This is a genomic window from Parundibacterium terreum (assembly GCF_014636315.1).
GTDB classification, from domain to species: domain Bacteria; phylum Pseudomonadota; class Gammaproteobacteria; order Burkholderiales; family Burkholderiaceae_D; genus Undibacterium; species Undibacterium terreum.
Genome location: NZ_BMED01000001.1, coordinates 1,703,827 through 1,727,373, shown reverse-complemented (window position 1 = coordinate 1,727,373; position 23,547 = coordinate 1,703,827). Strand labels below are relative to the sequence as shown.

General features: G+C 54.9%; 20 protein-coding genes. 9 read left to right on the top strand and 11 right to left on the bottom strand.

Annotation, left to right across the window (positions count from 1 at the left end; translation table 11 throughout):
* Positions 1–27: 27 nt before the first annotated feature.
* The 5 genes from IEW12_RS08050 to IEW12_RS08030 all read right to left on the bottom strand — a co-directional run bounded on the left by IEW12_RS08050 (position 28) and on the right by IEW12_RS08030 (position 6,428).
* Entirely contained in the window at positions 28–1,041 is a 1,014-nt protein-coding gene (locus tag IEW12_RS08050; RefSeq protein ID WP_188565394.1) for a CapA family protein, read from the bottom strand.
* Positions 1,038–1,484: a hypothetical protein gene (locus IEW12_RS08045; protein WP_229750983.1), complete on the bottom strand. Its 447-nt coding sequence runs from the start codon at positions 1,482–1,484 to the stop codon at positions 1,038–1,040. The genes IEW12_RS08050 and IEW12_RS08045 overlap by 4 nt, the downstream gene beginning before the upstream one ends.
* 88 nt (positions 1,485–1,572) lie before the next feature.
* On the bottom strand, positions 1,573–2,745 hold the full coding sequence (locus IEW12_RS08040) for a PilT/PilU family type 4a pilus ATPase (RefSeq protein WP_308789119.1): 1,173 nt from the start codon (positions 2,743–2,745) through the stop codon (positions 1,573–1,575).
* A gap of 272 nt (positions 2,746–3,017) precedes the next feature.
* Complete coding sequence (locus IEW12_RS08035) at positions 3,018–3,665, bottom strand: DUF4082 domain-containing protein (protein ID WP_188565715.1); 648 nt, start codon at positions 3,663–3,665, stop codon at positions 3,018–3,020.
* A gap of 78 nt (positions 3,666–3,743) precedes the next feature.
* Positions 3,744–6,428, bottom strand: coding sequence for an ExeM/NucH family extracellular endonuclease (locus tag IEW12_RS08030; protein WP_188565393.1), 2,685 nt, complete (start codon positions 6,426–6,428; stop codon positions 3,744–3,746).
* 308 nt (positions 6,429–6,736) lie between these two features.
* On the opposite strand from IEW12_RS08030, the gene IEW12_RS08025 reads away from it, so the two are divergent.
* Together IEW12_RS08025 and IEW12_RS08020 are read left to right on the top strand one after the other, a co-directional pair.
* Entirely contained in the window at positions 6,737–8,056 is a 1,320-nt protein-coding gene (locus IEW12_RS08025) for a DUF445 domain-containing protein (protein WP_188565392.1), read from the top strand.
* A gap of 126 nt (positions 8,057–8,182) precedes the next feature.
* Positions 8,183–9,349: an acyltransferase family protein gene (locus IEW12_RS08020; protein WP_188565391.1), complete on the top strand. Its 1,167-nt coding sequence runs from the start codon at positions 8,183–8,185 to the stop codon at positions 9,347–9,349.
* A 42-nt stretch (positions 9,350–9,391) separates the two neighbouring features.
* Here IEW12_RS08020 and IEW12_RS08015 read toward each other — a convergent pair whose 3' ends face one another.
* Positions 9,392–9,823, bottom strand: a complete 432-nt coding sequence (locus tag IEW12_RS08015; protein ID WP_188565390.1) for a MarR family winged helix-turn-helix transcriptional regulator — start codon at positions 9,821–9,823, stop codon at positions 9,392–9,394.
* Positions 9,824–10,117: 294 nt separating this feature from the next.
* On the opposite strand from IEW12_RS08015, the gene IEW12_RS08010 reads away from it, so the two are divergent.
* Positions 10,118–10,990: a serine hydrolase gene (locus IEW12_RS08010; RefSeq protein ID WP_188565389.1), complete on the top strand. Its 873-nt coding sequence runs from the start codon at positions 10,118–10,120 to the stop codon at positions 10,988–10,990.
* A gap of 56 nt (positions 10,991–11,046) precedes the next feature.
* On the opposite strand, the gene IEW12_RS08005 is transcribed toward IEW12_RS08010, so the two are convergent.
* Positions 11,047–11,643: a GNAT family N-acetyltransferase gene (locus tag IEW12_RS08005; RefSeq protein WP_188565388.1), complete on the bottom strand. Its 597-nt coding sequence runs from the start codon at positions 11,641–11,643 to the stop codon at positions 11,047–11,049.
* Positions 11,644–11,768: 125 nt separating this feature from the next.
* Complete coding sequence (locus IEW12_RS08000; RefSeq protein WP_188565387.1) at positions 11,769–11,993, bottom strand: hypothetical protein; 225 nt, start codon at positions 11,991–11,993, stop codon at positions 11,769–11,771.
* A gap of 184 nt (positions 11,994–12,177) precedes the next feature.
* On the opposite strand from IEW12_RS08000, the gene IEW12_RS07995 reads away from it, so the two are divergent.
* Positions 12,178–13,395: a multidrug effflux MFS transporter gene (locus IEW12_RS07995; RefSeq protein ID WP_188565386.1), complete on the top strand. Its 1,218-nt coding sequence runs from the start codon at positions 12,178–12,180 to the stop codon at positions 13,393–13,395.
* Positions 13,396–13,497: 102 nt separating this feature from the next.
* Here the strand turns inward: IEW12_RS07995 and IEW12_RS07990 are convergent, their stop codons facing one another.
* Positions 13,498–14,091, bottom strand: coding sequence for an ATP-dependent Clp protease proteolytic subunit (locus IEW12_RS07990; RefSeq protein WP_188565385.1), 594 nt, complete (start codon positions 14,089–14,091; stop codon positions 13,498–13,500).
* 162 nt (positions 14,092–14,253) lie between these two features.
* On the opposite strand from IEW12_RS07990, the gene chrA reads away from it, so the two are divergent.
* Positions 14,254–15,627, top strand: coding sequence for a chromate efflux transporter (gene chrA, locus IEW12_RS07985; protein ID WP_188565384.1), 1,374 nt, complete (start codon positions 14,254–14,256; stop codon positions 15,625–15,627).
* 405 nt (positions 15,628–16,032) lie between these two features.
* Here the strand turns inward: chrA and IEW12_RS07980 are convergent, their stop codons facing one another.
* Positions 16,033–18,183: a 3-hydroxyacyl-CoA dehydrogenase NAD-binding domain-containing protein gene (locus IEW12_RS07980; RefSeq protein WP_188565383.1), complete on the bottom strand. Its 2,151-nt coding sequence runs from the start codon at positions 18,181–18,183 to the stop codon at positions 16,033–16,035.
* Positions 18,184–18,235: 52 nt separating this feature from the next.
* Positions 18,236–19,438 (bottom strand): acetyl-CoA C-acetyltransferase, encoded by a 1,203-nt coding sequence (locus IEW12_RS07975; RefSeq protein ID WP_188565382.1) that lies wholly within the window; start codon positions 19,436–19,438, stop codon positions 18,236–18,238.
* A 227-nt stretch (positions 19,439–19,665) separates the two neighbouring features.
* On the opposite strand from IEW12_RS07975, the gene IEW12_RS07970 reads away from it, so the two are divergent.
* The 4 genes from IEW12_RS07970 (at position 19,666) to IEW12_RS07955 (ending at position 23,525) form a co-directional block, all read left to right on the top strand.
* Positions 19,666–20,547 carry an SDR family oxidoreductase gene (locus IEW12_RS07970; RefSeq protein WP_188565381.1) on the top strand — a complete coding sequence of 294 codons (882 nt, stop codon included), beginning with the start codon at positions 19,666–19,668 and terminating at the stop codon, positions 20,545–20,547.
* Between the two features lie 86 nt (positions 20,548–20,633).
* Entirely contained in the window at positions 20,634–21,791 is a 1,158-nt protein-coding gene (locus IEW12_RS07965; protein ID WP_188565380.1) for an acyl-CoA dehydrogenase family protein, read from the top strand.
* 88 nt (positions 21,792–21,879) lie between these two features.
* The gene (locus IEW12_RS07960) at positions 21,880–23,043 is read left to right on the top strand and encodes an acyl-CoA dehydrogenase family protein (protein WP_188565379.1); all 1,164 of its coding nucleotides are present in this window, start codon (positions 21,880–21,882) and stop codon (positions 23,041–23,043) included.
* Positions 23,043–23,525 carry a thioesterase family protein gene (locus tag IEW12_RS07955; RefSeq protein ID WP_188565378.1) on the top strand — a complete coding sequence of 161 codons (483 nt, stop codon included), beginning with the start codon at positions 23,043–23,045 and terminating at the stop codon, positions 23,523–23,525. Before IEW12_RS07960 ends, IEW12_RS07955 begins: the two co-directional genes overlap by 1 nt.
* Positions 23,526–23,547: the final 22 nt, after the last annotated feature.

Sequence of the window (23,547 nt, the reverse complement as noted above, 5' to 3'; positions counted from 1 at the left end):
TGTCTATTTGAAAATGAAAGACAATGATTATTTAGAGGAAACAGCTTGCCCAGGTGAGTTGCATGTGCTCGTTGCCGCCTGGCCCCGTTTCCAGCAAGGGCTGCTGGCGCTATCAACCGGGTGAGGGATGCCGTCTGCATCGATCTTCCCCAGGCTGGTTTGCCAGCCGCTTACACCGGTCTTGTCCAGGCTCAGCTTCAGGACGGATACCTGGGTTTGCGGCTCGTTGTCCAGCTCATCAATCATGAAGTTACCCAGGCTGTAGATGATGGGCTTGCCCTTGTAGGTATCGGTATCCTGTATCACATGCGGGTGCCCGCCGATAACGGCATCTGCACCGGCATCGATCATGATCCTGGCAAGGTGGCGCTGCCTTGCGTTGGCCTGCATTTCATTTTCCCAGCCCCAGTGCATGAAGGGAATGACGATGTCTGCATGGTAGACGCTACGCGCTTTCCTGATATCTGCCACGACTTGCTCATCCTCGCTCCAGGCGACGCCGGCCGCATCCTTGTCTGCTTCGAAACTGCGCGGCAGGAATTCATCGTAGGCCAGCAAGGCAATGCGGATTCCCTTGCGGGTGATCAGCAAGGGAGTATGTGCTTCCTGCAGATTGCGGCCACCGCCGAAATAGGGGATTTTCTGCTGCTGTAGCAGCCCCAGCATTTCGCTGAATGCATCCCTGCCGTAGTCGCCGGAATGGTTATTGGCAATACCGACCGCATCGAAGTGGCGTTTCAGGATCTCCAGCGTGCGCGGATGAGCGCGGAAGGTAAAGGTTTTGTCTGCCTGGTCGCCACCAGTGGCAACCACGCATTCCAGATTGCCTATGCGCAGATCGGCGTTGGCCAGTATTCCAGCAAAGGCTGCAAACGGGTCGCGCCCCTGTTCTATCGCCTTGCCGGGTTTGCCGTCCAGAACGATGTCGCCGGCGAACAGTACCGTGACCGTTTTATCATTCAGGTCTGCCGCGTGGACAGTCCCAAGGAACACGGTGCCGAAGAGTGCGTTACAGATAAGGCTTGCCAGTATGCACCTCATGGGGCTACTCCTTGCAACGTGCAATGGTATTGCAGTTCGCGCTCCACATCGCCGGCATACAGGTAATTCTGCGGAGTCAGCGGGTAGGGCTTGTCGGATACTGTAAACGGCGGCAGGTAGGTTGCCTGGTGTATCGGGATGTCCTTGCGCCGTGTCTGAAAGTAGGCATACAGCTTGATGTAATCGATAGGCTTGTCTACACTTACCATCACTGCCTTGAAGCGAAAGCGTTCGCCTATGTCCACCGCCTCTATGCTATAGGGATCGGAACCTGGCGTAGCCACTACCGTGTATGTGACGCCTGCATAAATGACCTCGCAACGCAGCAGCGGAGCCGCCTGCACGACGCCGTATAGCTGGAAACTGAATGCGATACTGAGGAGCAGACGGGAACAGTGGTGGACAACATGTTGGTATGAGCCAAGCCGGTTTTTATTGTGCATGTTTGCCTGCTGCCGCCTGATATAAGCACAGGCGAAGTGAAATCCGCCGGTAGGGATTGATAGGACCCGAATGCAGATGAGCCGGGTTTTAAGACTCTTCGTCTTCAGATTTTTCTTCCACGACCATGCTGAAGCCGCTGCTCGCCGCCGCGGCGCCTTGCAGATTGCGCGTGCCTTTCAGCTTGATTTGCAGGCGCAGTTCGTTGGCCGAGTCAGCATTGCGTATCGCTTCTTCATAGCTGATGAATTTTTTATTGTACAGATCAAACAGCGCCTGGTCGAAAGTACACATGCCCAGCTCGCGGGATTTTGCCATAATTTCCTTGATGGACTGGAATTGTCCTTTGAAAATCATTTCCGCGACAGTCGGCGTATTCAACAGGATTTCTATCGCTGCCTTGCGGCCGTTGCCGTCTTCGGTCTTTACCAGGCGTTGGGAAATAATCGCGCGCAGGTTGGAGGACAGATCCATCAGCAACTGGTTGCGTCGCTCTTCGGGGAAGAAGTTGATGATACGGTCTATCGCCTGGTTGGAGCTGTTTGCATGCAAGGTACCCAGGCACAGGTGGCCGGTTTCTGCAAAGGCGATCGCATGCTCCATGGTTTCCGTGTCGCGGATCTCGCCGATCAGGATCACGTCCGGCGCCTGCCTCAGTGTGTTCTTCAAGGCGTGGTGCCATGAGTGGGTATCCACCCCGACTTCCCGGTGCGTAACCAGGCAGTTCTTATTCTTGTGCACGTACTCAACCGGATCTTCTACCGTGATGATATGTCCGGCGGAATTCGTATTGCGGTAGTCGATCATCGCGGCTAGCGTAGTGGATTTGCCGGAACCGGTACCGCCGACGACCAATACCAGGCCGCGCTTGGTCATGATCACGTCTTTTAGCGTTTCGGGCAGCGCCAGCTTTTCAAAGGTTGGAATTTCGGACGCGATGGTACGTATCACCATGCCGGTGTGTTGCTGCTGCACGAAGACATTCACGCGGAAGCGGCAGACATTGGGCAGGGAGATCGCAAAATTGCACTCCATCTCTGCTTCAAATTCGGCCTGCTGCTTATCGTTCATCAAGCTCAGCGCCAGCTTCTTCGTGATATCGCCACTCAATTTTTGCTGGCTGAGCGGTTTCATGCCGCCGTGCGATTTGATGCTGGGTGGGAAATCCGCAGAAATGAACAAATCGGAGCCGCCCATCTTATGCATGGCAGCTAATAATTGGTGCATATAGCTACGTGCTTCTTCCGGACCGAAGGTGGACATGCGCGACTCCTCAAAGGACGATAGACAAAACAATAGAAAAAGGTTTGCAGCCGGACCTGGGATTGCGAGCCGGGCAAACGCTCATTTTATATCTTTGAAATTGCCTTGCGGAAATAATTTGATGGGAAATGCGATATCAGCGACAGGCATTTGCAAAGCATACTATGCAAACTTGGCAAAAGTGAATGACGGTGCAAGTATTTTTGATAACAGACTCCGTGAAGGGTCTGTTTGCCCTGCCTGACATGTATTCAGGCAGGGGACGCTAAAGATTAGCTGGATTTACGACGGCGGGAGATCAGCAGCAAGCCCAGGCCTGCTGCAAACAAGGCGTAAGTTGCGGGTTCCGGTACGTTAGCTTGGGTCAGGTTGAAGCTCAGGCTGGGGCCCCAGATGGAATCTGTTGGTTGTCCCTTTTCGCCCCAGGTCATGGTAGTGAATTCAGGTGCTGCGCTGTCTGTGATATCGGAAAAGCCGGATTGAATATAGCTGATTGCAGAATTGACGCTGATGTTTTGTGCGCTCAAGCCATACGACTCTCCATTACTTAAGCCCACTATGCGGTAAGAAGCTCCTGCCAGCAGATTGACCGCATCGATACTGCTATAGCGAAAACTGCCAAGCAGAATATCGCTGACGTCAACGATGGTTTCTGCCAGTTTATTTCCGCTCATATCAAACAAGGCGACCGCATGAGATCCGCTTGTATTGGCATCGCTGAAAAAATATGCCAGCGCATTTACCGTGATTGCCTGGTTGGCAGTGAATTCAACCGCAAAATTGTAGTTATTAGTATCGTCGTTAACGATGGAATATGGATCCAGGGTAAAGGCTGGCGTGGCATAAGAGTTTGCTGTAGCCAGCGACATAGCAAAAGCAGCCGCTGCCGCCAGTTTGCCGAAAATAGAAGTGAATTTCATTCTTGCTCCGTTGGTATTGATATTCAATTTGCTTGTCGGGATTGGCAAGGAAGCCAATCCCGACGCCTCTTTATTTACTTAGCGCTGGCCAAAACCGGTAAAGGTATCATGGTCATACACATCCCATTCCAGGGCAGGGTCCCAGACTGCAGGGCGCGCAGATGGAATGCTGCCGTGAACAATTCCACTCTTGCGGCGCAGGGTTTTGTTGATGGTAGTGACAGCGGCATTGCTTGGCGATGTCCATGCTCCGCCTGCAGGCTGGAATCCAACCTGTCCAAAGGCATCTACAACGCTGCCGTTTTTCTCCAGAGTGACAGCATCGTCGCCGTTAAAGTTGACCACACCGCTGGTTAGCTTGGTTCCCTGGATTTCAGCTATTCTGGCTGCCGCAGTTTGGGAGTTGTACAAGGTCAGTGTTGCGCCTGCCGGTATCGTTCCTGTCAGATTGAATGTCGTCGTAGGGCTGACCGCACCGTTGGCATACAGCTTGACCTTGTAAATGCTGAGGTCCACGCTGGCTGCTGTCGGATTGTAGATTTCTATGGCCTTGTTGTTGCTGGAACCTTCTGCATATTCGCTGAAAAACAGCTCGGCACTATCGCCAGGCCCCGGGCCTGCTGGCGGACTGATGGTGACTGGCGCAGACAATTCTGCAGTGACGCCGTTACCATCGGTCAGCACCAGCTTGATGGCGTAGGTACCTGCTGATGCATAGGTCTTGCTCGCTGTGCTTGCATTGGCTGCCAAGGCTTGCGGGCCAGTTCCGTCACCCCAATCAACCGTCAACGAAGGAGTGCCCGTGCCATTTGCGACGGCAGCAGTGATGCCTGTAATCGTGGTTGCCGTGCCGGCCTGGCCGATGGAAGGTAATACTGCGTTCAGGGTTGGTGCGATTACTGCAGGGTCCGCATTCAGGGTCAGGCCCACCAGCACCGGGTCGTGATCGGAAGAACGGTAAGGAGTGACATCATAACGGTCATCAGTCTTGAACTCGGTGTTGTAGTCCAGTACTTCCGGTTCGTCAGAATTGACATGCCAGATCGTGATGCCGGTGACCTGTGATTTCATGCTGCCGCTGGCAAAAGCATGGTCCAGCACGCCGGACTGGCCGTCAAAGATGAAGGAGTAACGATCCTGTGCGGGCACGCGGCGTGTCAGCTCTTCAAAGCCGCCGGCTTCAATGGAAGCGATAGGGTCTTCGTTCAGGTAGGCATTGTAATCGCCGACCATCAGTACATCCTGCTCACCGGAGCTGGAAACCAATGTGGATACCCAATTTTTCAGGGCCGCAGCCTGTACGACGCGTGATGCGTTCCAGCATCCCTGGCCGTAATCTTGGTCGGGGCTGGTGGCGCTGCTTGGGCAAGAACCTTTGCTCTTCAGGTGGTTGACCACAAACCAGAAATTGCCGTTATTGCTGTTGGCAGCAAAACGCTGTGCAACTGGCGGACGCAAGCCGCCATCCACCGAGAAGCCTGGATCGGTCGGCACTTTCGCGTTACCGATAGGAGTGACGGCGCTGGGCTTGTAGATGATAGCAACCTTGATTTCATCCGTACCCGGCTGGCCGCTGTTGATAAAGCTGTAGGTATTGGCACCCAGCTTGGCATTGACTGCTGCTACCAGGTCGCCAATGGATGTTGTGGCATTGTTCTCTATTTCCATCAGGCCCAGCACATCAGCGTTCAGGCCAGTGATAGTCATCACCAGCTTGTCGCGCTGACGCTGCAATTCCAGCGCAGTATTGGCGCCGCGCTTGTTCAATGTCGTGAAGTAGTTCAGCACATTCAGGCTGCCTGCACGCAAGGTCCCGCCCACCGCATTCGGCGCGACAGGGCGTGGATTGCTGGCTGTGAATGTTGCCTGCTGCGTGGGTTGCACCACATAGCTGCCGAAACCATATGTCATAATCCCCTGAACATTTTGCACTGTGTCGCCGACGCGCCGGGTACCGGTTTTGTCGCTGGCAGACAGGTAGGGAATAGGATTAGGGTTGGCCGGCGAAGAGCCGTCGTCCAGCACGATGCTGGAACGGGCATTGAGTGCCGCATTCGCTGCGGAGTCATTGCTGGTTGGGTTGCTGTATGGAGTAAACATGCGGCTTGGTGCCAGCACGATCTCGCCATACTGGCCGAGACTGTGTACGTCGCTGACGGTCAGGGTTTGGGTAAATTTGACCAGCATGCCTTCATAGGCGCGCAGATCGGACGGGTTTGCAACCGGCAGGCTGACGGTGACCGGCAGGATAGTAGGTCCTTTGCCGCAAACAGACACTTCGGTCAGCAGGCTGACTTGAGTCGTGCTTTCAGTATCGGTGGCTGCAGCTTTATATTCCTGCACGGTACCGCTGACTTGCACATAGTCGCCGAGTTTGACTGTGACGGTATTGCCTGGTGCATAGACAAAGATACCCTCGGAAGTTTTAGGATCGCTGTCGGGAACCGGTTGCTGGATATAGAAGCCCTTGAGCTGATTGGCTGCCTGGAAGTCACCAACCACAACACCGCGTACGGTTGTCGTTTGTCCTGCGTAGGCGCTGGTAGCGCCGCTGCCCTGGATAACGTCAATATTACGCAATGTGTTGGGAGCGGCAGGACAAGCAGGCAGTGCTCCTGGCGGAACAAGCAACAGCGCCGTCGAGTTGCGTGCGGTTTCTCCGTCAGCGGTATTGCTACCGCCGCAGCCTGCCAATAATATGGCAAAACTTGAAACTATTACCAGCCCCGCGAGGTTCGCGCGGCTACTCCATTGCTTCATCATGTTTTCTCCCGTTGTGGTGGTGCAAACAGGTGATTCTAGGTTTGCCAAATGACAATAGCATGACCATTTCGTCATTTTCAATCGGACAATAGCAATCGTTTGCGCTTGCGTATTATTTCAGCAACAAGAGTATTATTTTTGCACTGCAGCAGAGCAGCTTGCACCAAAAAAATGCTCGCCAGGTTATCTTTTCTAAGTCGGCCCATAAGTGGGCGGGCACCCGGCGAAGCGAATGGATTTAATTTAGTTTGGTTTAAAATTTCTTTATGGAAATTTTATTTCTATAAAGAACTATTTTGAAAGATTAAATGAATAGTGAAGACAGCTTGCGGATAGACCTGGAATCGATACAGGTCGCCATGCGGGAGCAGCGCCTGCGCAAAATGAAGGCGATTGCGCTGGGCTTTTTCATGGCTGCCGTTATTTTATATTGCACTGCACAAATATTGCTTAAAAAATATGCGATGTGGGCTTATGTATCTGCCTTTGCAGAGGCTGCAATGATAGGGGCAATTGCCGACTGGTTTGCCGTTGTCGCCCTGTTTCGCCACCCTCTGGGACTGCCGATCTGGCATACCGCGATCATCCCGAACAGCAAACAGGAAATCGCCAAAAACATAGGTAATTTCATTACAACTCACTTTGTGACGGTCGATGGCATCGTTCATCGCGTCAGGGAAGCCGATCCTGCGGGCAAGCTGGCAAGTTGGCTGATACAGCCGGATAGCGGCGCAAAGCTGGGCAAGCTGGCTGCTGAAGCGGGTGCCATGGTGATCGCTGCGCTGGATGATGCGGGTATGCGCCGTTTTGTTCGCGACAACATCAGGAAGAGGCTGGATAGCATGGACATCTCCAGCGTTGCGGGCGATGTATTGCATGCGATGGTTGAAGAAAAGCGGCATCAGCGCTTGCTGGACACAGTCTTGCAGGCGATGGCGGAAAAACTGGACAAGCCGGAGAGCCAGGACAAATTGCTGGCCCTGATCAGCGAGGTGCTGGATCTGGATAGCGTGAAAATCCTCGGTATTGAAGTGGGCGGCACGATGCGCAGCCTGGCAGCACGTGCGGTGGTGCGCATGGTCAATAGCCTGCAGGCTAAAGCTGCGGAGGTGCAGGCCGATGCTGAACATCCGTGGCGGACGCAATTCGATGTCTACGTCAGCGACTTCATCTTGCATCTGAAGGCCGATCCCGCCTGGCGCAGCAAGATAGACCAGGCCAAGCAAGAGCTGCTGAATGACGCTCAACTGAATCATTACCTGGAACAGCTATGGGATGAAGCCAAGGCGAAGATGCTGGAAGACATACAGCGCCAGGATTCGGCGACAGCGGCCTATCTAAGCGAAATGGCCTTGAATCTCGGCCGCAAACTGGCCGGCGATGCGGGTCTGCAAAGCTGGATCAACGAAAAAATCCTGAATAACATACCTCCTCTGGTCGATAAATACAGGAGCAAGGTCGCCGCTTTCATTACACAGGAAATCGACAAATGGTCGAAAGAGGAAATGACGGGAAGGATAGAGCTGGCCTTGGGACCGGACCTGCAATTTATCCGTATCAACGGTACGCTGGTAGGCGGCCTGGTGGGTTTGTTGATTTATAGCCTGACCCACTGGCTGACAGCATGAAATTGAGAACGATAGCGGGTGAAGCTACAAGACGCATGCTGTGAAATACTTGATAGAGGCATCTTGTAAATCACTGTACAAAAATGCATCATAGGCCTCCTTGATTTTTCTTGAAGAGCTGCGTTTATGAAGCAAGCCCATGCCTCCCGCTTGAATGGTCTCGATACATTGAGGGCGATCGCCATTTTGCTGGTGCTGATGTACCACTACATGAAATTCGTCAGCAGCAATGCCAACTTCGGAGTATTGAGTGAGATAGGCTGGGCCGGCGTAGATTTGTTCTTTGTGCTGAGCGGCTACCTGATCGGCAACCAGATATTCTCGGCGCTCAAGTCAGGACAGCAGCTCTCGCTGAAGCTGTTTTATATCCGCCGGTTCTTGCGCACGCTGCCGAATTATTATGTGGTGCTGGCGCTCTACTTCATATTCCCGCTGGCGATGGGTGGCAATCCAGTTACCCCGCTGTGGAAATTCCTGACATTCACACAAAACCTGGGCCTGAAATCCGGCAGTGCCTTTTCCCAGGCATGGTCATTGTGCATAGAAGAGCAGTTTTACCTGATACTCCCGGTGCTGGCCTTATTGTTTGCCAGATTCAGGCTGTCGATGCGATCGGCATGGGGCCTGCTAATTGCCACCATGCTGGCAGGCATGGCGATCCGGGCTTATTTTTGGACTTTGTATGCCAACGATGTCCGTTCCTATTACACGCATGTTTATTATGCGAGCTTCAGTCGCTTTGATGAATTATTGCCGGGTGTTGCACTGGCCATGCTAAAGAATTTCCATGAGCCCATCTGGAAGGGTTTGCTTGAAAAATACCGTCTATCCATGGCTGCTGGTTTAGCAGTGCTCGCGATCGCCTTTGGCCTTTTTCTGGAATATAACTATATCGAAGGCCAGGGTTACACCTTTGTTACCGGCACGTTCGGCTACACCTTGCTTTCTGTCGGTTTTGCTTTTCTGTGCCTGTCGGCACTGAGCCCTTGTTCTCTGTTGCACAGGATACGCGTTCCCGGCGCCGCCTCCCTCGCACTGTGGTCGTACGCGCTTTATCTGGTGCATAAACCCCTGATGCACATGCTTCAAGCTCCTTTGCAAGAGCAGGGCATCAGCGTCAATTCGGCAACGGGGATAGCAATCATGATGCTTGCCAGCGTGTTTGCGGGCTGGCTCCTATATATGCTGGTCGAAACGCCTTTCATGAATCTGCGCGATCGCTTTTATTCCAGCAATAGCCGGTCTAGCCGCAGTGCTGAAGTGGAAAGCCTGGCTTCTTCCATAGCCGGATGACAGCATTTTGCGCCGCTTTGTAGTTGCCCTTGCGCGCCAGGCTTACAGTTCGTTTCTGTCATTAAAAGCGGAAATGTTCGCTACCTTGAATACTTTGGACAGGGAATTCAGCTCCTGGTGATGCTTTTCCGCGAGGCGGGCTACGCATTGCTGGCCCAGTGGAGTGAGGCTGACCTCAACTTGCCGACGGTCCGTGCTTCCCGGGGAACGTGTCACCAAGCCTGCTTTCTCGCAACGCGTCACCAATGCCACAACGCCGTGGTGTTGCGACTGCAGGCGCTCGGCCAGCTCGCCTATGCTTGCATGTTCGCGGCCAGGATAACCCTTAATATGCAACAGCAATTGATATTGCAGAGGAGTTAAACCTTCACCTTGCGCGATGTCTTCGCTAAAGCGCAGGAAGCGTCGTAGCTGATAACGGAACTCCGACAAAGCCTCAATATCTTTTTTGCTGAGCTTGGCAGTATCTGTCATGGGATTCGTTCTTGCTGCGGCGTGCGGACGGCATCGCTACGCTGCATCGGATAATAAAAATGTCATTTTATGATGCATTGGGATTTACATGCCTATGGATTTATATGAAAACGCCAATCAGTTTTCTTGAGATACCAAATTGCTCATAATTTTTTATTCAAATCGAGCAGTTGAGCATGGAAACTGTTAAGCTTCCAGCCTATTGAAAAATGCGTTCCGGCGGAATGTGTTTTTATCTTTTGATTGTTAGCGGATTGCCCTTGAAATCCGCATACTGGTAAGCATTTGCGTCCCATGTTCAAGAAACCCCTTATTGCCGCCGGCCTTGTCGCCGGCCTCGCCTTGTTCAGTATTGCCAGCGTCAGCTACGCTGCATTGCCGCGCATAGGTTCCAGCCATGCGCTGGTGATAGAAGACGGTACTGGAAAAATCCTGCTGGAAAAGAATTCCAATGAAGTTGTGCCTATCGCATCGCTGACCAAATTGATGACAGCCATGGTCGTGCTGGATGCCAAGCCTGACATGAACGAAGCTATCCACATAGAACAGGAAGATGTCGACATGCTAAAACATAGCATGTCGCGGGTACCGGTCGGTGCAACCATGCCGAGAAAAGATGTACTGCAATTGGCGCTGATGTCGTCCGACAATCGCGCTGCGGCTTCGCTGGCACGTACCTATCCGGGTGGAAAAGCCGCCTTCCTAACGGCGGTCCAGGCCAAGATCAAAGGCTTGGGACTTGCCAATACAGCGATAGAAGAGCCCACCGGCCTGTCTCCCAATAATAAATCCAATGCGGTTGATCTGGCCAAAATGGCTGAGGCAGCGTCCAGATATCCCGACATCGTGCGTATCACCACCGATAGTGGAGAGGTCGTTAATATCAATGGCCGCCAAGTGGAATATCATAATTCCAATCGCCTGGTAGGCAAGAAGGGCTGGGACATCGGCCTGTCGAAAACAGGCTTTACCAATGAAGCCGGCAATTGCCTGATCATGCGTATCAAGGCGGCTGGCAAGAATGCGACGCTGGTGCTGTTGAATGCGAAAGCCAATTCTGCGCGTTTGTTCGACGCTTCCAGCATACGGCGCTTCCTCGGCGGCGAGCCTGAACCGGAAGTGGTGGCGCACGCAAGCCGGCATCGCAAGAACAGGCGCCACGCCTGATCAGGGTGCAAGCCCTGGATTGCTGAGTAGAACAAGAGCGGAGCTAAATGCTCCGCTTATGCTTTCAGCACAGCCATGTCGGGCCACGTATAGCGCAGGCACAGCACCTGGCCGCCGCCCGGAGGTTCCCACAATTCGTCATCGGCGGCGACACCGCCCACCCTTTGATAAAAGCGGATGGCTGAGGGGTTGGCAGCCGCTACCCACAGATACAGTCCACGCGCAGCATCAATTCCGCTGCACCAGCGTGCTACGTCGGCCATCAGCCGGGCACCTATATTTTGCCCCTTGCTGTCGGCTGCTACATGCAGGTTGTCCAGATAGTGGCCCCACTGCGGATGTTCGTTGGCAAAGGCGCAGGCAAATCCGCGCACGATTCCCTGGTCTTCCGCGACCACAATGTATTGATTTTCTGCAGGGGAGCGCAGGCGCTCCTCCCAGGATGCCAGCCTTTCAGCATGGACCTCATGGTCCAGATAGGCATCGCTCAGCATGCCGCGATAGATCAGGCGCCAGTTTTCTGCGTGAAGATAAGCGATAGCCAGTGCGTCAGAGAGGGTTGCGGTGCGTAGCTGCATGAAAAATTCTTCCAGTCCTTGATTCTTGAATACTTTGGTCCAGGCTATTCTGACTGTATTTTTCGTGTTTGTCATCGCCGCCATCATCCCTGGCGTGATTGGAAAGCGAAAATGAAAAAAGGATACGGCCGCGAATGGCCGTATCCTTCGGGTCTTGCTGCTGCCGGCTGGCGATGCCGGCCGGCTTTAATGCTGACGACTTATTTTGCAGGAGCAGCTTTGGCTTCTTCTGTAGATGCAGCAGCTTTGGCCGCTTTATGTTTGCTGTGTTTTTTCTTGCTGACAGTTTTTTCTGGTGTGGACGCTGCAGTGCTAGCCGCTGCGCTTGCCGTCGCCGCTGCCGGAGCGCTGGCTGCCGGTGTTTGTGCGAAAGCTGCGCCCATAGTGAAAGTAGTGGCAACGAGAGCGATGATCAGTTTGTTCATGATGGATTCCTTTGAGGTTAGCGTAGCAGTCCTACGTGAGCTTATAACGTCGGCGCCCTTTTTCCTGTTGACGCGAGAATTGTTTCCAGATGTTTCAGGCGGGCATCTAAGTGTATTTCGACGTTTTCCGGGCATCCAATAGCGGCCTCGCGTAAAATCTGGGGTTTTGCATCTGGAATCACGCATGAACCGCACTAACCATAATAATGGCTTTCTCACCCTGATCCTGGCCGGCCTGTCCATGGTCGGTCCGCTGGCTATCGATACTTATTTGCCGTCATTCCCGGCGATCTCGAAGGCCTTCGAGGTTGGCCCCTTGCTGATGCAGCAAAGCCTGAGCCTGTTTCTGTTTACCTTTGCCTTCATGATGCTGTTCTACGGAACACTGTCGGATTCCTTTGGCCGCCGTCCCGTGATCCTGGTATCGCTGGTGGTGTATACGCTGGCATCCCTGGGGGCCGCAATGGCGCCGTCTTTTGGCTGGCTGCTGGTCTGCCGCGTATTCCAGGGCCTGGCTGCCGGTGCCGGTTCCGTGGTTAGCCGCGCGATCGTGCAGGACAAGTTTGCCGGCGCAGAAGCGCAGCGCATGCTGTCGCATATCATGATGCTGTTTGGCCTGGCGCCCGCGATAGCGCCGATACTCGGCGGCTGGCTGCAGGTCAGCCTGGGCTGGCGCTCCATATTCTGGTTCCTGACTTCATTTGGCGTATTGATGCTGGTAGTCTGCTATCGCGCCTTGCCGGAGAGCCTGCCGCCCAAGTCGCGCCACGCTTTCCATCCTGTTGTGATCGCCGCCAATTATCTGAAAGTGCTGCGCCATCACCGCTTCCTGCTGCTGGCTCTGGCAGTAGGCCTGAGTTTTAGCGGCTTTGCGCTATACATCGGGTCCGCCGCTAATTTCGTGATGAATATCCTGCACAAGCCAGAAACAGCGTTTGCCTGGTTGTTCATCCCGCTGATCAGCGGCATGGTCACGGGCTCGGCGATATCGGCCAAGCATGCGGCCCGCTACACGCCCAAAACGATGATATTGGCCGGCTACGGCATCATGGCGGCAGCTTCTGTACTCAATGTCGGCTACAACTACGTGTTTGCGGCCGAAGTACCTTGGGCTGTCCTGCCTTTGTTTATCTATGCGTTCGGCCTGGCCCTGATTACGCCTGCGATCACCATCATTGCAATGAACTACTTTCCCGATAACCGCGGCCTGGCCTCGTCGCTGCAGTCTTTCATACAGATGTTCATGTTTGCGCTGGTGTCCGGTTTTGTGGCGCCGGTGTTGTTTGAAAGTGCGTTCAAACTGGCTTGCGGCGTTATGGCTGGTCTCTGTCTGAGCTTTTTCTGCTGGTCGCTGGGACAGCCGAAGCAAACAGATGCGCCGCCAGCGGCTGCCGGTACCTAGATAAGCTTACCCAAACTAAGTTTACCCGGACTAAGCTACCCAAACAAAAAAGCCCCTGCACAGCGAGTGCAGGGGCTTTTTTTTCAGAGCGACGAAAAGGCTCTAGGCCAAATCAGTCTGTTTCTCGATAATACGGGATACGATGCCGTACTTGATCGCTTCTTCGGCATTCATCCAGAAATCCCTCTCCATATCCAGCATGACCTTGTCCAGCGGCTGGCCGGTTTCCCTGGATACTTCACGCGCGATGCGCTCACGGGTCTTGATGATTTCTTTCGCATGGATCGCGATATCGGATGCCTGGCCGCCTGCGCCGCCGCCTGGTTGATGGATCATGAAGCGGGTGTTCGGCAAGCATACGCGTCTTTCCTTGGGCGCTGCCAGGAAGATGTGCGTACCCGCGCTGGCGACCCAGCCTGTACCTATGGTGGTCACCGGTGCACGCACGAAACGTATCATGTCATGGATCGCATCGCCGGATTCGACGTGGCCGCCGGGCGAGGAGATCAGCATGTGGATAGGGGCGTCCGATTCCTGGGACAGTGCGATCAGGCGCTCGCAGGCTGCACGTGCGGACTGGTGGTTAATTTCGCCGAAGATGGTGACAAAACGCGATTTGAACAAAAGCTTGCCCTCAATGCGGTCGTCTTTGTTTGTATCCTTGTCGTCTTTTGGTGTGCTGCCTGGTTCTTCCATGTGGTTTCTCCTGTTAGTTGTCTTTGTGCGGCATGAGCCGAGTTTCACCGCGACATGAACTACGAATTTGCTCTTAGCGTGGATTATAGTGAGTTTCTGTAAATATTATTTTAAATCCTATAAAATTCCCGCAATGTAAAAGTGCCAGCGACGGAGCCAACAATGAGTAGTGAAGGAGCTAAATATTTGGACGTCCCCTGTTCTGCCGATGCTCCGCCCGCAGTGAGCTTTGCCGCGGCTTTTAGGTTCTGGCTGAAGCTGGGCTTTATCAGCTTTGGCGGACCGGCGGGGCAGATTTCCATCATGCACCAGGAGCTGGTAGAAAACCGGCGCTGGATTTCCGAACAACGCTTCCTACATGCGCTGAACTTTTGCATGCTTCTGCCCGGCCCGGAGGCGCAGCAACTTGCCACCTATATAGGCTGGCTGATGCACAAGCGCTGGGGCGGTATCGTTGCCGGCGCACTGTTTGTGCTGCCTTCGCTGTTTATCCTCGTACTTTTGTCCTGGCTATATATTGCTTTTGGCGAATTGACTGTGGTGGCAGGCCTGTTTTATGGCATCAAGCCCGCCGTCACTGCGATCGTGCTGCAGGCCGCCCACCGCATAGGGATGCGTGCTTTGAAAAACGCATGGCTGTGGTCTATCGCGGTGGCCGCCTTCGTTGCGATCTTCGCGATCAACCTGCCTTTTCCGCTGATTGTGGCTGCTGCTGCCATCGCCGGTTATGTGGGCGGCAAGCTGGCGCCTGAAAAATTTACAGCCGGCGGCGCGCATAGCAAGGGTAAACAGCATTTTGGCCCAGCATTGATCGATGATGATACGCCGACACCTCCGCATGCTGTTTTTTCATGGACAGGATTAGCCGGGGTGATTGTCGCAGGCGCTCTGCTGTGGGCTGCCCCGATGAGCATTTTGATTTTGACTTGGGGCTGGGACCATGCCTACACCCAGATGGCCTGGTTTTTTACCAAGGCAGCTTTGCTCACTTTCGGTGGTGCGTATGCAGTGCTGCCTTACGTGTACCAGGGTGCTGTCACACAGTACGGCTGGCTGTCTGCAACGCAGATGATGGATGGGCTGGCTTTGGGTGAAACAACTCCCGGCCCGCTGATCATGGTCGTGGCCTTCGTCGGCTTTGTCGGCGGCTACCTGAAAGCGCTGCTGGGTCCGGACGCATTGTTCCTGTCAGGGGCCCTGGCCGCACTGCTGGTGACATGGTTCACCTTCCTGCCTTCCTTCCTGTTCATCATGGCGGGTGGACCCCTGATCGAGAGTACGCACAAGGATCTGAAATTTACTGCGCCTCTGATGGCGATCACCGCTGCCGTCGTCGGTGTGATCTTGAATCTGGCTCTATTCTTTGGCTATCACGTGCTGTGGCCGACGGGTTTTCAGGGCCGCTTTGACTGGATATCTGCGCTGATAGCGCTGGCCGCCGCGCTAGCCTTGTTCAAGCTCCAGCGCAAGGTCACGCATGTGATTGCCGTATCTGCGTGCATTGGATTGCTCGTCAAAATCTTGGGGTTTGCATAAAGAAACCCGTTATCTGGAAATAAGACCGGTTGGCAAAAACTGAAGGCATGAAAAAATCCGGCGCATCGCTGCACCGGATTCGATATGTCTGGCTATGTGCTTGTGCGTAGGCCGTCTGTCAGCGCGGCTGGACGAAATGCCACAAAGTCAGCGTCAGCGTAATCAAGGCGATCGCAATCGGGAACACCGCTGCCCAGGGTACGCGCCTCCCGGAATGTCCGTGCAATTTATGACTCATGATATGACCTCTATTCAGTGAAGAATGCTATTAATAACGTCGCGCCGACTGGTTTGGTTTACATCGTGCTGCATCATGCTTGGTGCATTTGATGATGTTTTGTAAAACAAAACCGCCGGCTTCCGGATTTTTATACTTTAGTAGCTTCTTTTAAGCATATATCATGCCTAAAAGCATGTATTTTCCGCCGCGTGTTTCAATAACAAGGCCGGGGGCGTAAAACGGTCCCCATAGCTTTTTTGTAATTCTTCTGCCCGTTCCACGAATTTCTTGATGCCTACGTGGTTCACAAACTGGATCGCTCCGCCGGTCCATGCGGGGAAGCCTATGCCGAAGATGGAGCCTATATTTGCATCACGTACCGATTCCAGCACGTTTTCCTGCAGGCAGCGTATGGTTTCCAAAGCCTGGATGTATAAAATACGGTCCCTGACATCTTCATAGGGCAGGCTGACTTCCGGTTTTACGTAGTGCCTGGTCAGTTCGGGCCACAGGTATTTCTTGCCGCCGTTGACCTTGGGATCGGTAGGATATTCATAAAAACCGGCGCCTGCGGCTTTGCCCGCGCGCTTATATTCCTTGACCATTTGCTCGATGATGGTGCCGGCCGGATAGGGCGGCAGTGGTTTGCCCTCGGCTTCCAGATCCGCGCGGGTCTGGCTGGCGACATGCAAAGACAGGCTCAGCGACACTTCATCCTGTACCGCCAGTGGTCCTACCGGCATGCCGACCGACAGCGCTGCGTTTTCTATCAGCGCAGGCGGCAATCCTTCGGCCAGCATGCTGATGCCTTCATTGACGAAGGTTCCGAAAACACGGCTAGTGAAAAAGCCGCGTGAATCATTGACAACGATGGGTGTCTTGCCTATCTGCTGCACATAGTCATAGGCACGTGCCAAGGTCTCCGCACTGGTGTCGGCTCCCTTGATGATTTCCACCAGTTGCATTTTTTCTACCGGTGAGAAGAAATGCAAGCCGATAAAATTGGGCTGGTTGGCAGATGCTTTTGCCAGGCCGGTAATCGGCAGGGTAGAGGTATTGGATGCCATGATGCCGTTGGCAGCCAGATAGGGTTCCGCTTCCTGCGTTACCTTGGCCTTCAATTCGCGCTGTTCATAAACGGCCTCGATGATCAGGTCGCAGCCGGCGAGGTCCTTGGCATCACCAGTCGCCTGTATCAGCGCTAGTTGTGCTGCCGCCTTGTCTGCTGCGAGGCGACCCTGTTTGACTTTTTTCTCCAGGCCACTCGCGGTTGCCTGCTTGCCTTTTTCTGCCTGTTCCTGGCTGACATCTTTCAGCACGCAAGCGATGCCGCGCGCTGCCGTCACGGCGGCGATGCCTGCCCCCATCATCCCGGCCCCCAGCACGCCGACCTTAGCTGCTTTCCATTTTGGCACGTCTTTCGGGCGGCTCTTGCCGGCGCTGATTTCCTGCATCTGGAAGAAGAAGGTGCCTATCATGTTCTTTGCCACTTGCCCTGTTGCCAGATGTGTGAAGTAGCGTCCTTCTATCTTCAGCGCATTATCAAAGTCGACCTGCGCGCCTTCCACCATCGTCGCCAGGATGGCCTCTGGTGCGGGGAAGTTGCCGCGGGTTTTTTCGCGCAGCATGGCCGGTGCAATCATGATCATTGGCAGCAGCTTGGGCGAATTAGGCGCGCCACCCGGCAGTTTGTAGCCGTCGGTATCCCAGGACTGTTTTGCTTGCGGGTTGGCCAGTATCCAGCCTGCCGCCTGCTGCAGCATTTGCTCGCGGTCGCTGGCGATGGCATGAATCAGGCCTGCTTTCAGTGCGGCGGCTGGTCCTATCTGCTTGCCCTCCAGCAGATAAGGCATGGCTTCCTGCAGTCCCAGCAGGCGCACCGTCCGGATCACGCCGCCGGCGCCCGGCAGCAGGCCCAGAGTCACTTCCGGAAAGCCCAGTTTTGTCTTTGGATTATCCAGCGCTACACGGTAGTGGCAGGCCAGTGCTATTTCCAGGCCGCCACCCAGTGCGCTACCGTTGATCGCCGCGACAACCGGTTTGCCCAGAGTCTCCAGCCTGCGCAGGATGGCCTTGTTTTGCTCGACCATCGCAAAAAACTCCTGCGCCTGCCCGGGCTGCACCTTGACCAGCTCGCGCAGATCGCCGCCTGCGAAGAAAGTCTCCTTGCCGGAGGCGATGATAATGCCGGTGATACTGTCTTTTTCCTGTTCCAGTTGCGTCACGCTGCTATTCAGTGCGGCCTGGAAGGCCGCATTCATCGTGTTGACGGACTGGTTAGGCATGTCTATTGTCAGAGTGACGATGCCGCTGGGGTCTTTGCTGTAGTTGATCATGTTTGTCTCTGTTCGAATTGTTTGATTGGCTTTGCCGAAAGCAGGGGCGGTACTACACCCGCTCAATAATCGTCGCGATACCCATGCCGCCACCCACGCACAGCGTGATCAGGCCGCGCTTCAATTGCCTGGCTTCCAGCTCATCCACCAGATTGCCCAGCAACATGCAGCCGGTGGCGCCCAAAGGATGGCCAAGCGCGATGGAGCCGCCGTTGACGTTCACCTTTTCTTCCGGTACGCCCAGATCCTTCATGAACTTCATGACTACGGCAGCAAATGCTTCGTTAACTTCAAACAAATCTATATCCTTGATCGTCAGCCCGGCCTTGGCCAGGGCCTTGACCGTTGCCGGGCCGGGGCCGGTCAGCATAATGGTGGGATCTGTTCCCGTGACAGCCGATGCAACGATGCGCGCGCGTGGTGTCAGGCCCAGGCGCTTGCCCATCGCTTCGCTGCCTATCAGCGCCAGCGCTGCGCCATCGACAATGCCGGACGAGTTGCCTGCGGTATGTACGTGATTAATGCGCTCGACTTGCGGATACTTGCGTATCGCCACGCTGTCGAAACCCATCTTGCCCGGCATTTCAAACGAGGCTTTCAGCCCGGCCAGTGCTTCCATCGTGGAGTTGGCCTTGATGAATTCATCTTGTGCCAATACCGTCAGGCCGTTGATATCGGTTACCGGGCGCACCGATTTGAAACGGCCGCCGGCACGCGCGGCGGCGGCCTTTAGCTGCGAGCGCAGTGCAAAGGCATCGACGTCTTCACGCGAAAAACCTTCCAGCGTGGCAATCAGGTCCGCGCCTATGCCTTGCGGCAGGAAGTCAGTCTGCAGGCTGGTCTCGGGATCTGCTGCCCAGGCGCCACCGTCGGAACCCATGGGGATGCGCGACATGGACTCTACGCCGCCGGCGACAACCAGATCTTCCCAGCCGGAACGCACTTTCTGTGCTGCCAGGTTCACCGACTCCAGGCCGGATGCGCAAAAACGGTTCAGTTGTACGCCGGCGACTTTCCAATCCCAGCCTGCGGCCAGCGCCGCAGTCTTGGCGATATCCGCGCCCTGGTCACCAATGGGGGTAACGCAGCCGAGCACGACATCGTCGATCAGTGCCGTATCCAGGTTCAGGCGGTGCTGCATGTCGCGCATCAGGCCCGCCAGCAGGCTCACCGGCTTGACGGTGTGCAGGGAGCCGTCTTTCTTGCCTTTGCCGCGTGGGGTACGGGGGGCGTCATACAAATATGCTTCGGTCATTCTTGTCTCCTGTTTTTGGCTGTTTTTATGCTGGCTGAGTCGTTGTTTTATTCCTGCGGGCAAGGCCAGATGCAAGCTTCATGCGCTTTAATGCTAGAGGGCATGGCCCGTTTTTCAAGGACTTATTGGCTTATCTTAAAGTTTTATACTTTACAAAGCAACTGCTTGGTTAGTAGAATGATTCCAGCCTAAACTACCCGTTTCCCCTCCTGGAGAGAGAAAGATATATGGCATATAGAACAATATTTCGGCCGGATTTACTGGCCGGGCAGGCCGTCATCGTGACTGGCGGCGGCTCTGGCATAGGGCGTTGCACCGCGCATGAACTTGCAGCCCTGGGCGCAAAAGTGGCGCTGGTAGGCCGCAAATTGGAAAAGCTGGAGATCGTGAGGGACGAGATTGCCCAGGCCGGTGGGGTTGCAAGCTGCCATGCCTGCGACATCCGGCAGGAAGAGGCTGTAGCCGAGACTGTGCGCGAGGCCCTGGCAATGCATGGACGCATTGATGGCCTGGTTAATAACGCTGGCGGCCAGTTCCCGTCGCCTTTGCAGCATATCTCGCTAAAAGGCTGGGAAGCAGTGGTGAAAACCAATCTGACCGGCGGCTTCCTGATGGCGCGCGAATGCCTGAACCAGTGGATGCAAAATCATGGCGGCAGCATCGTCAATATCGTGGCCGATATGTGGGGCAGCATGCCGGGAATGGGGCATTCGGGCGCTGCGCGTGCCGGCATGGTCAGCTTTACCGAAACGGCAGCACTGGAATGGGCGCATTACGGCGTCCGCGTGAATGCGGTGGCGCCGGGCTATGTCGCTTCCAGCGGCATGGACAGTTATCCTCCCGAAATGGGGCCCATCCTGCGTGGCGCGGCCAAGGGCGTGCCGCTGAAACGCATGTCTACCGAGGCCGAGATTTCGGCAGGCATCGTCTACCTGCTGTCGGAGGCAGCCAGTTTTATCACCGGAACCACGCTGCGCATAGACGGCGGCAGGCCGCAGATGCGGGCGGGTTGGGCCGCGGGGCAGGACGAGATTGCCGCTACCGCCGCAGTCCAGGCCTACAACGGATTTCCACTGGCGATAGTGCCCAAGGTATTGCAGGAAAAATAGGCCGCAATAGATCGCAACGGCGGCAAGAAACCGATACAAGGCTGGCCACCAGAGCCAATAACAAAGTATAAAAACATGGAGACCATATGCAATTCACTCACGACCATCAGGAACTACAGCGCAGCCTGAAGCGCTTCATCGATACTGAAATCAATCCCTATGTCGATCAATGGGAAGAGGCCGAGATATTTCCCGCCAAAGAGCTGTTCAAGAAAATGGGCGACCTCGGTTTTCTGGGCCTGTGCAAACCCGCTGAATACGGCGGGCTCGGCCTGGATTATTCGTATTCGCTGATGATGGCGGAAACGCTGGGTCACATCCATTGCGGCGGAGTGCCCATGGCCATAGGTGTGCAGACTGATATGTGCACGCCGGCGCTGGCGCGTTTCGGCTCCGATTCGCTGAAGAAGCAATTCCTGGCGCCTGCCATCAGCGGCGACATGGTGGGCTGCGTCGGCGTGTCGGAAGCATCCGGCGGGTCGGACGTGGCATCGATCAAGACGACCGCGCGCAAGGACGGCGGCGACTATGTGATCAACGGCAGCAAGATGTGGATCACTAATAGCCTGCAGGCCGACTGGATGTGCCTGCTGGCCAACACTTCTGACGGCGCGCCGCACAAGAACAAGACGCTGATCATGGTGCCTATGGACACCAAGGGTATCAGCGTAGCGAAGAAGATCAAGAAGATAGGCATGAACTCGTCCGATACCGGCCTGATCTATTTTGATGAAGTGCGCGTGCCGCAGCACTATGCGATCGGCCAGGAAGGCATGGGCTTCACCTATCAGATGATGCAGTTCCAGGAAGAGCGCATGTGGGCGGCGGCCAATTCCATCCAGTCGCTGAGCAACTGCATAGAGTGGACGATAGACTGGGCACGCGAGCGCCAGATGTTCGGCGGACGCTTGCTGGACAATCAATACGTGTATTTCAAGCTGACGGAACTGAAGACCGAAGTAGAGAGCTTGCGCGCACTGACTTATCGCGCTTGCGAACTATATATCCAGGGGCAGGACGTCACTGAGCTGGCGTCCATGGCCAAACTGAAAGCCGGGCGGCTGATGCGCACCGTGCCGGATGCTTGCCTGCAATTCTGGGGCGGCATGGGCTATACCTGGGAAAACCTGGTGTCGCGCATGTATCGCGACGGACGTTTGGCTTCGATAGGCGGCGGAGCAGATGAAGTGATGATGGGGATCATTGCCAAGACCATGGGCATACACCCGGGAAAATCGAAATAGGCGGGGTTGGCTGCTGCCTGCTGTTTCGGAACCTGTAACGGCACCGAACGGTTTTTCCGTTCCTATCCTTGCTCATTTGGCTTACATCATGAAACCCAACCCAGCTTATTACAGCCCCGCCCACGAAGATTTTCGCCAGATGCTGCGGCGTTTTGTGGACAAGGAAATTGCGCCCTTTGTGAATGATTGGGATGAGGCGGCCTCCTTTCCAAGGGAGCTATATCAAGAGGCTGCCGCAGTCGGCCTGCTGGGCCTGGGTTTTCCGGAGCAATACGGCGGGGCTCCGGACGTGGATGCTTTTTATCATCTTATCGCGTCGGAAGAGCTGGCAAGGGCCGGTAGCGGTGGCGTGATTGCATCGCTGATGTCGCACAGCATAGGCGCCCCGCCGCTGATGTATGCCGGAAGTGAGGCACTGAAGCGGCGCATATTGCCCGACGTGATAGCCGGGAAAAAGATTTCTGCTCTGGCGATTACCGAACCCGGCGGCGGGTCCGATGTCGCGGCCCTGAAGACTACAGCGGTGCTGGACGGGCATGAGTACGTGGTGAATGGCGAAAAGACCTTTATCACCTCCGGCATGCGGGCAGACTATTTTACGGTTGCCGTGCGCACCAATCCGGACATCAGGGGTGCCGGCGGTATTTCATTATTGCTGATAGAGCGTGACAGGGTCGGCTTTAGCCGTATAGAACTGAAAAAAATGGGTTGGTGGGCATCCGATACCGCACAGCTGCATTTCAACAACTGCCGAGTACCGGCAGCCAACCTGATAGGAGTAGAAGGCCAGGGCTTTCGCACGATTATGCGCAACTTCAATACCGAGCGCTTCGGCATGGCTGCCGGTGCTTATGGCTTTGCCAAGGTCTGCTATGAAGATGCGCTGGCATGGTCGCGCGAGCGCCAGACCTTTGGGCAGCGCCTGCTGGAGCACCAGGTGGTCAGGCATAAGCTGGTGGAGATGGCGACGCAGATCAGTACGACCCGCGCTTTGCTGGAAGACACTGCGTACAGAATGAGCGAACCTGAGCAGCAGGGCAATGAACTGGTGGCGCAAATCTGCATGCTGAAGAATGTAGCGACCCGCACTATGCAGTTCTGCGCCGATGCGGCGGTGCAGACACTGGGAGGCATGGGCTTCATGCGCGGCACGCGTGTGGAGCGGATTTACCGCGAAGTGAAGGTGAACATGATAGGCGGCGGCGCGGAAGAGATCATGAAGGATCTTATCGCAAGGCAATTGGAATACTGATGACGAAAACAATCATAGACAACCCCGAATTTCAGGGCATGCTGAAGCATGTGCTGGAAGAGAAAATTCCCTTTTGCCACTTGCTGGGCATCAAGCTGGAATCCTTCGACCCCGACCACCCACAAATCAGTATCGCGATGCGTGAGCAATTGCTGGGCAATTTTTCGCAGGGCATGCTGCATGGCGGCGTGATCGCGTCCGTGCTGGACAGCATGGCAGGCTTTGCGATCTTGCTGAAGATGGCGCAGCAAAGTCCCAAGGATGACGTGCTGTCGCAAATGAAGGAGTTCTCGCACATGAGCACGATAGATTTGCGCATCGACTATCTGCAGCCGGGGCGGGGCAAGAAATTCTTTGCCACTGCAGAGGTGACGCGGCTGGGCAAGCGGGTGGCAAATGTATTGATGGATTTGAGAAATGATAGCGGCGACAGGATAGCGACCGGGGCGGCGGCTTTCATGTTGCACACCAAGAGCAGCTAGCTTAAGCGACTGTCTTTCATCA

Excerpts from the sequence above, each read along its gene's own strand:
- IEW12_RS08050 (WP_188565394.1), bottom strand. The coding sequence starts at position 1,041 with ATGAGGTGCATACTGGCAAGCCTTATCTGTAACGCACTCTTCGGCACC.
- IEW12_RS08045 (WP_229750983.1), bottom strand. The coding sequence starts at position 1,484 with ATGCACAATAAAAACCGGCTTGGCTCATACCAACATGTTGTCCACCAC.
- IEW12_RS08040 (WP_308789119.1), bottom strand. The coding sequence starts at position 2,745 with ATGTCCACCTTCGGTCCGGAAGAAGCACGTAGCTATATGCACCAATTA.
- IEW12_RS08035 (WP_188565715.1), bottom strand. The coding sequence starts at position 3,665 with ATGAAATTCACTTCTATTTTCGGCAAACTGGCGGCAGCGGCTGCTTTT.
- IEW12_RS08030 (WP_188565393.1), bottom strand. The coding sequence starts at position 6,428 with ATGATGAAGCAATGGAGTAGCCGCGCGAACCTCGCGGGGCTGGTAATA.
- IEW12_RS08025 (WP_188565392.1), top strand. The coding sequence starts at position 6,737 with ATGAATAGTGAAGACAGCTTGCGGATAGACCTGGAATCGATACAGGTC.
- IEW12_RS08020 (WP_188565391.1), top strand. The coding sequence starts at position 8,183 with ATGAAGCAAGCCCATGCCTCCCGCTTGAATGGTCTCGATACATTGAGG.
- IEW12_RS08015 (WP_188565390.1), bottom strand. The coding sequence starts at position 9,823 with ATGACAGATACTGCCAAGCTCAGCAAAAAAGATATTGAGGCTTTGTCG.
- IEW12_RS08010 (WP_188565389.1), top strand. The coding sequence starts at position 10,118 with ATGTTCAAGAAACCCCTTATTGCCGCCGGCCTTGTCGCCGGCCTCGCC.
- IEW12_RS08005 (WP_188565388.1), bottom strand. The coding sequence starts at position 11,643 with ATGACAAACACGAAAAATACAGTCAGAATAGCCTGGACCAAAGTATTC.
- IEW12_RS08000 (WP_188565387.1), bottom strand. The coding sequence starts at position 11,993 with ATGAACAAACTGATCATCGCTCTCGTTGCCACTACTTTCACTATGGGC.
- IEW12_RS07995 (WP_188565386.1), top strand. The coding sequence starts at position 12,178 with ATGAACCGCACTAACCATAATAATGGCTTTCTCACCCTGATCCTGGCC.
- IEW12_RS07990 (WP_188565385.1), bottom strand. The coding sequence starts at position 14,091 with ATGGAAGAACCAGGCAGCACACCAAAAGACGACAAGGATACAAACAAA.
- chrA (WP_188565384.1), top strand. The coding sequence starts at position 14,254 with ATGAGTAGTGAAGGAGCTAAATATTTGGACGTCCCCTGTTCTGCCGAT.
- IEW12_RS07980 (WP_188565383.1), bottom strand. The coding sequence starts at position 18,183 with ATGATCAACTACAGCAAAGACCCCAGCGGCATCGTCACTCTGACAATA.
- IEW12_RS07975 (WP_188565382.1), bottom strand. The coding sequence starts at position 19,438 with ATGACCGAAGCATATTTGTATGACGCCCCCCGTACCCCACGCGGCAAA.
- IEW12_RS07970 (WP_188565381.1), top strand. The coding sequence starts at position 19,666 with ATGGCATATAGAACAATATTTCGGCCGGATTTACTGGCCGGGCAGGCC.
- IEW12_RS07965 (WP_188565380.1), top strand. The coding sequence starts at position 20,634 with ATGCAATTCACTCACGACCATCAGGAACTACAGCGCAGCCTGAAGCGC.
- IEW12_RS07960 (WP_188565379.1), top strand. The coding sequence starts at position 21,880 with ATGAAACCCAACCCAGCTTATTACAGCCCCGCCCACGAAGATTTTCGC.
- IEW12_RS07955 (WP_188565378.1), top strand. The coding sequence starts at position 23,043 with ATGACGAAAACAATCATAGACAACCCCGAATTTCAGGGCATGCTGAAG.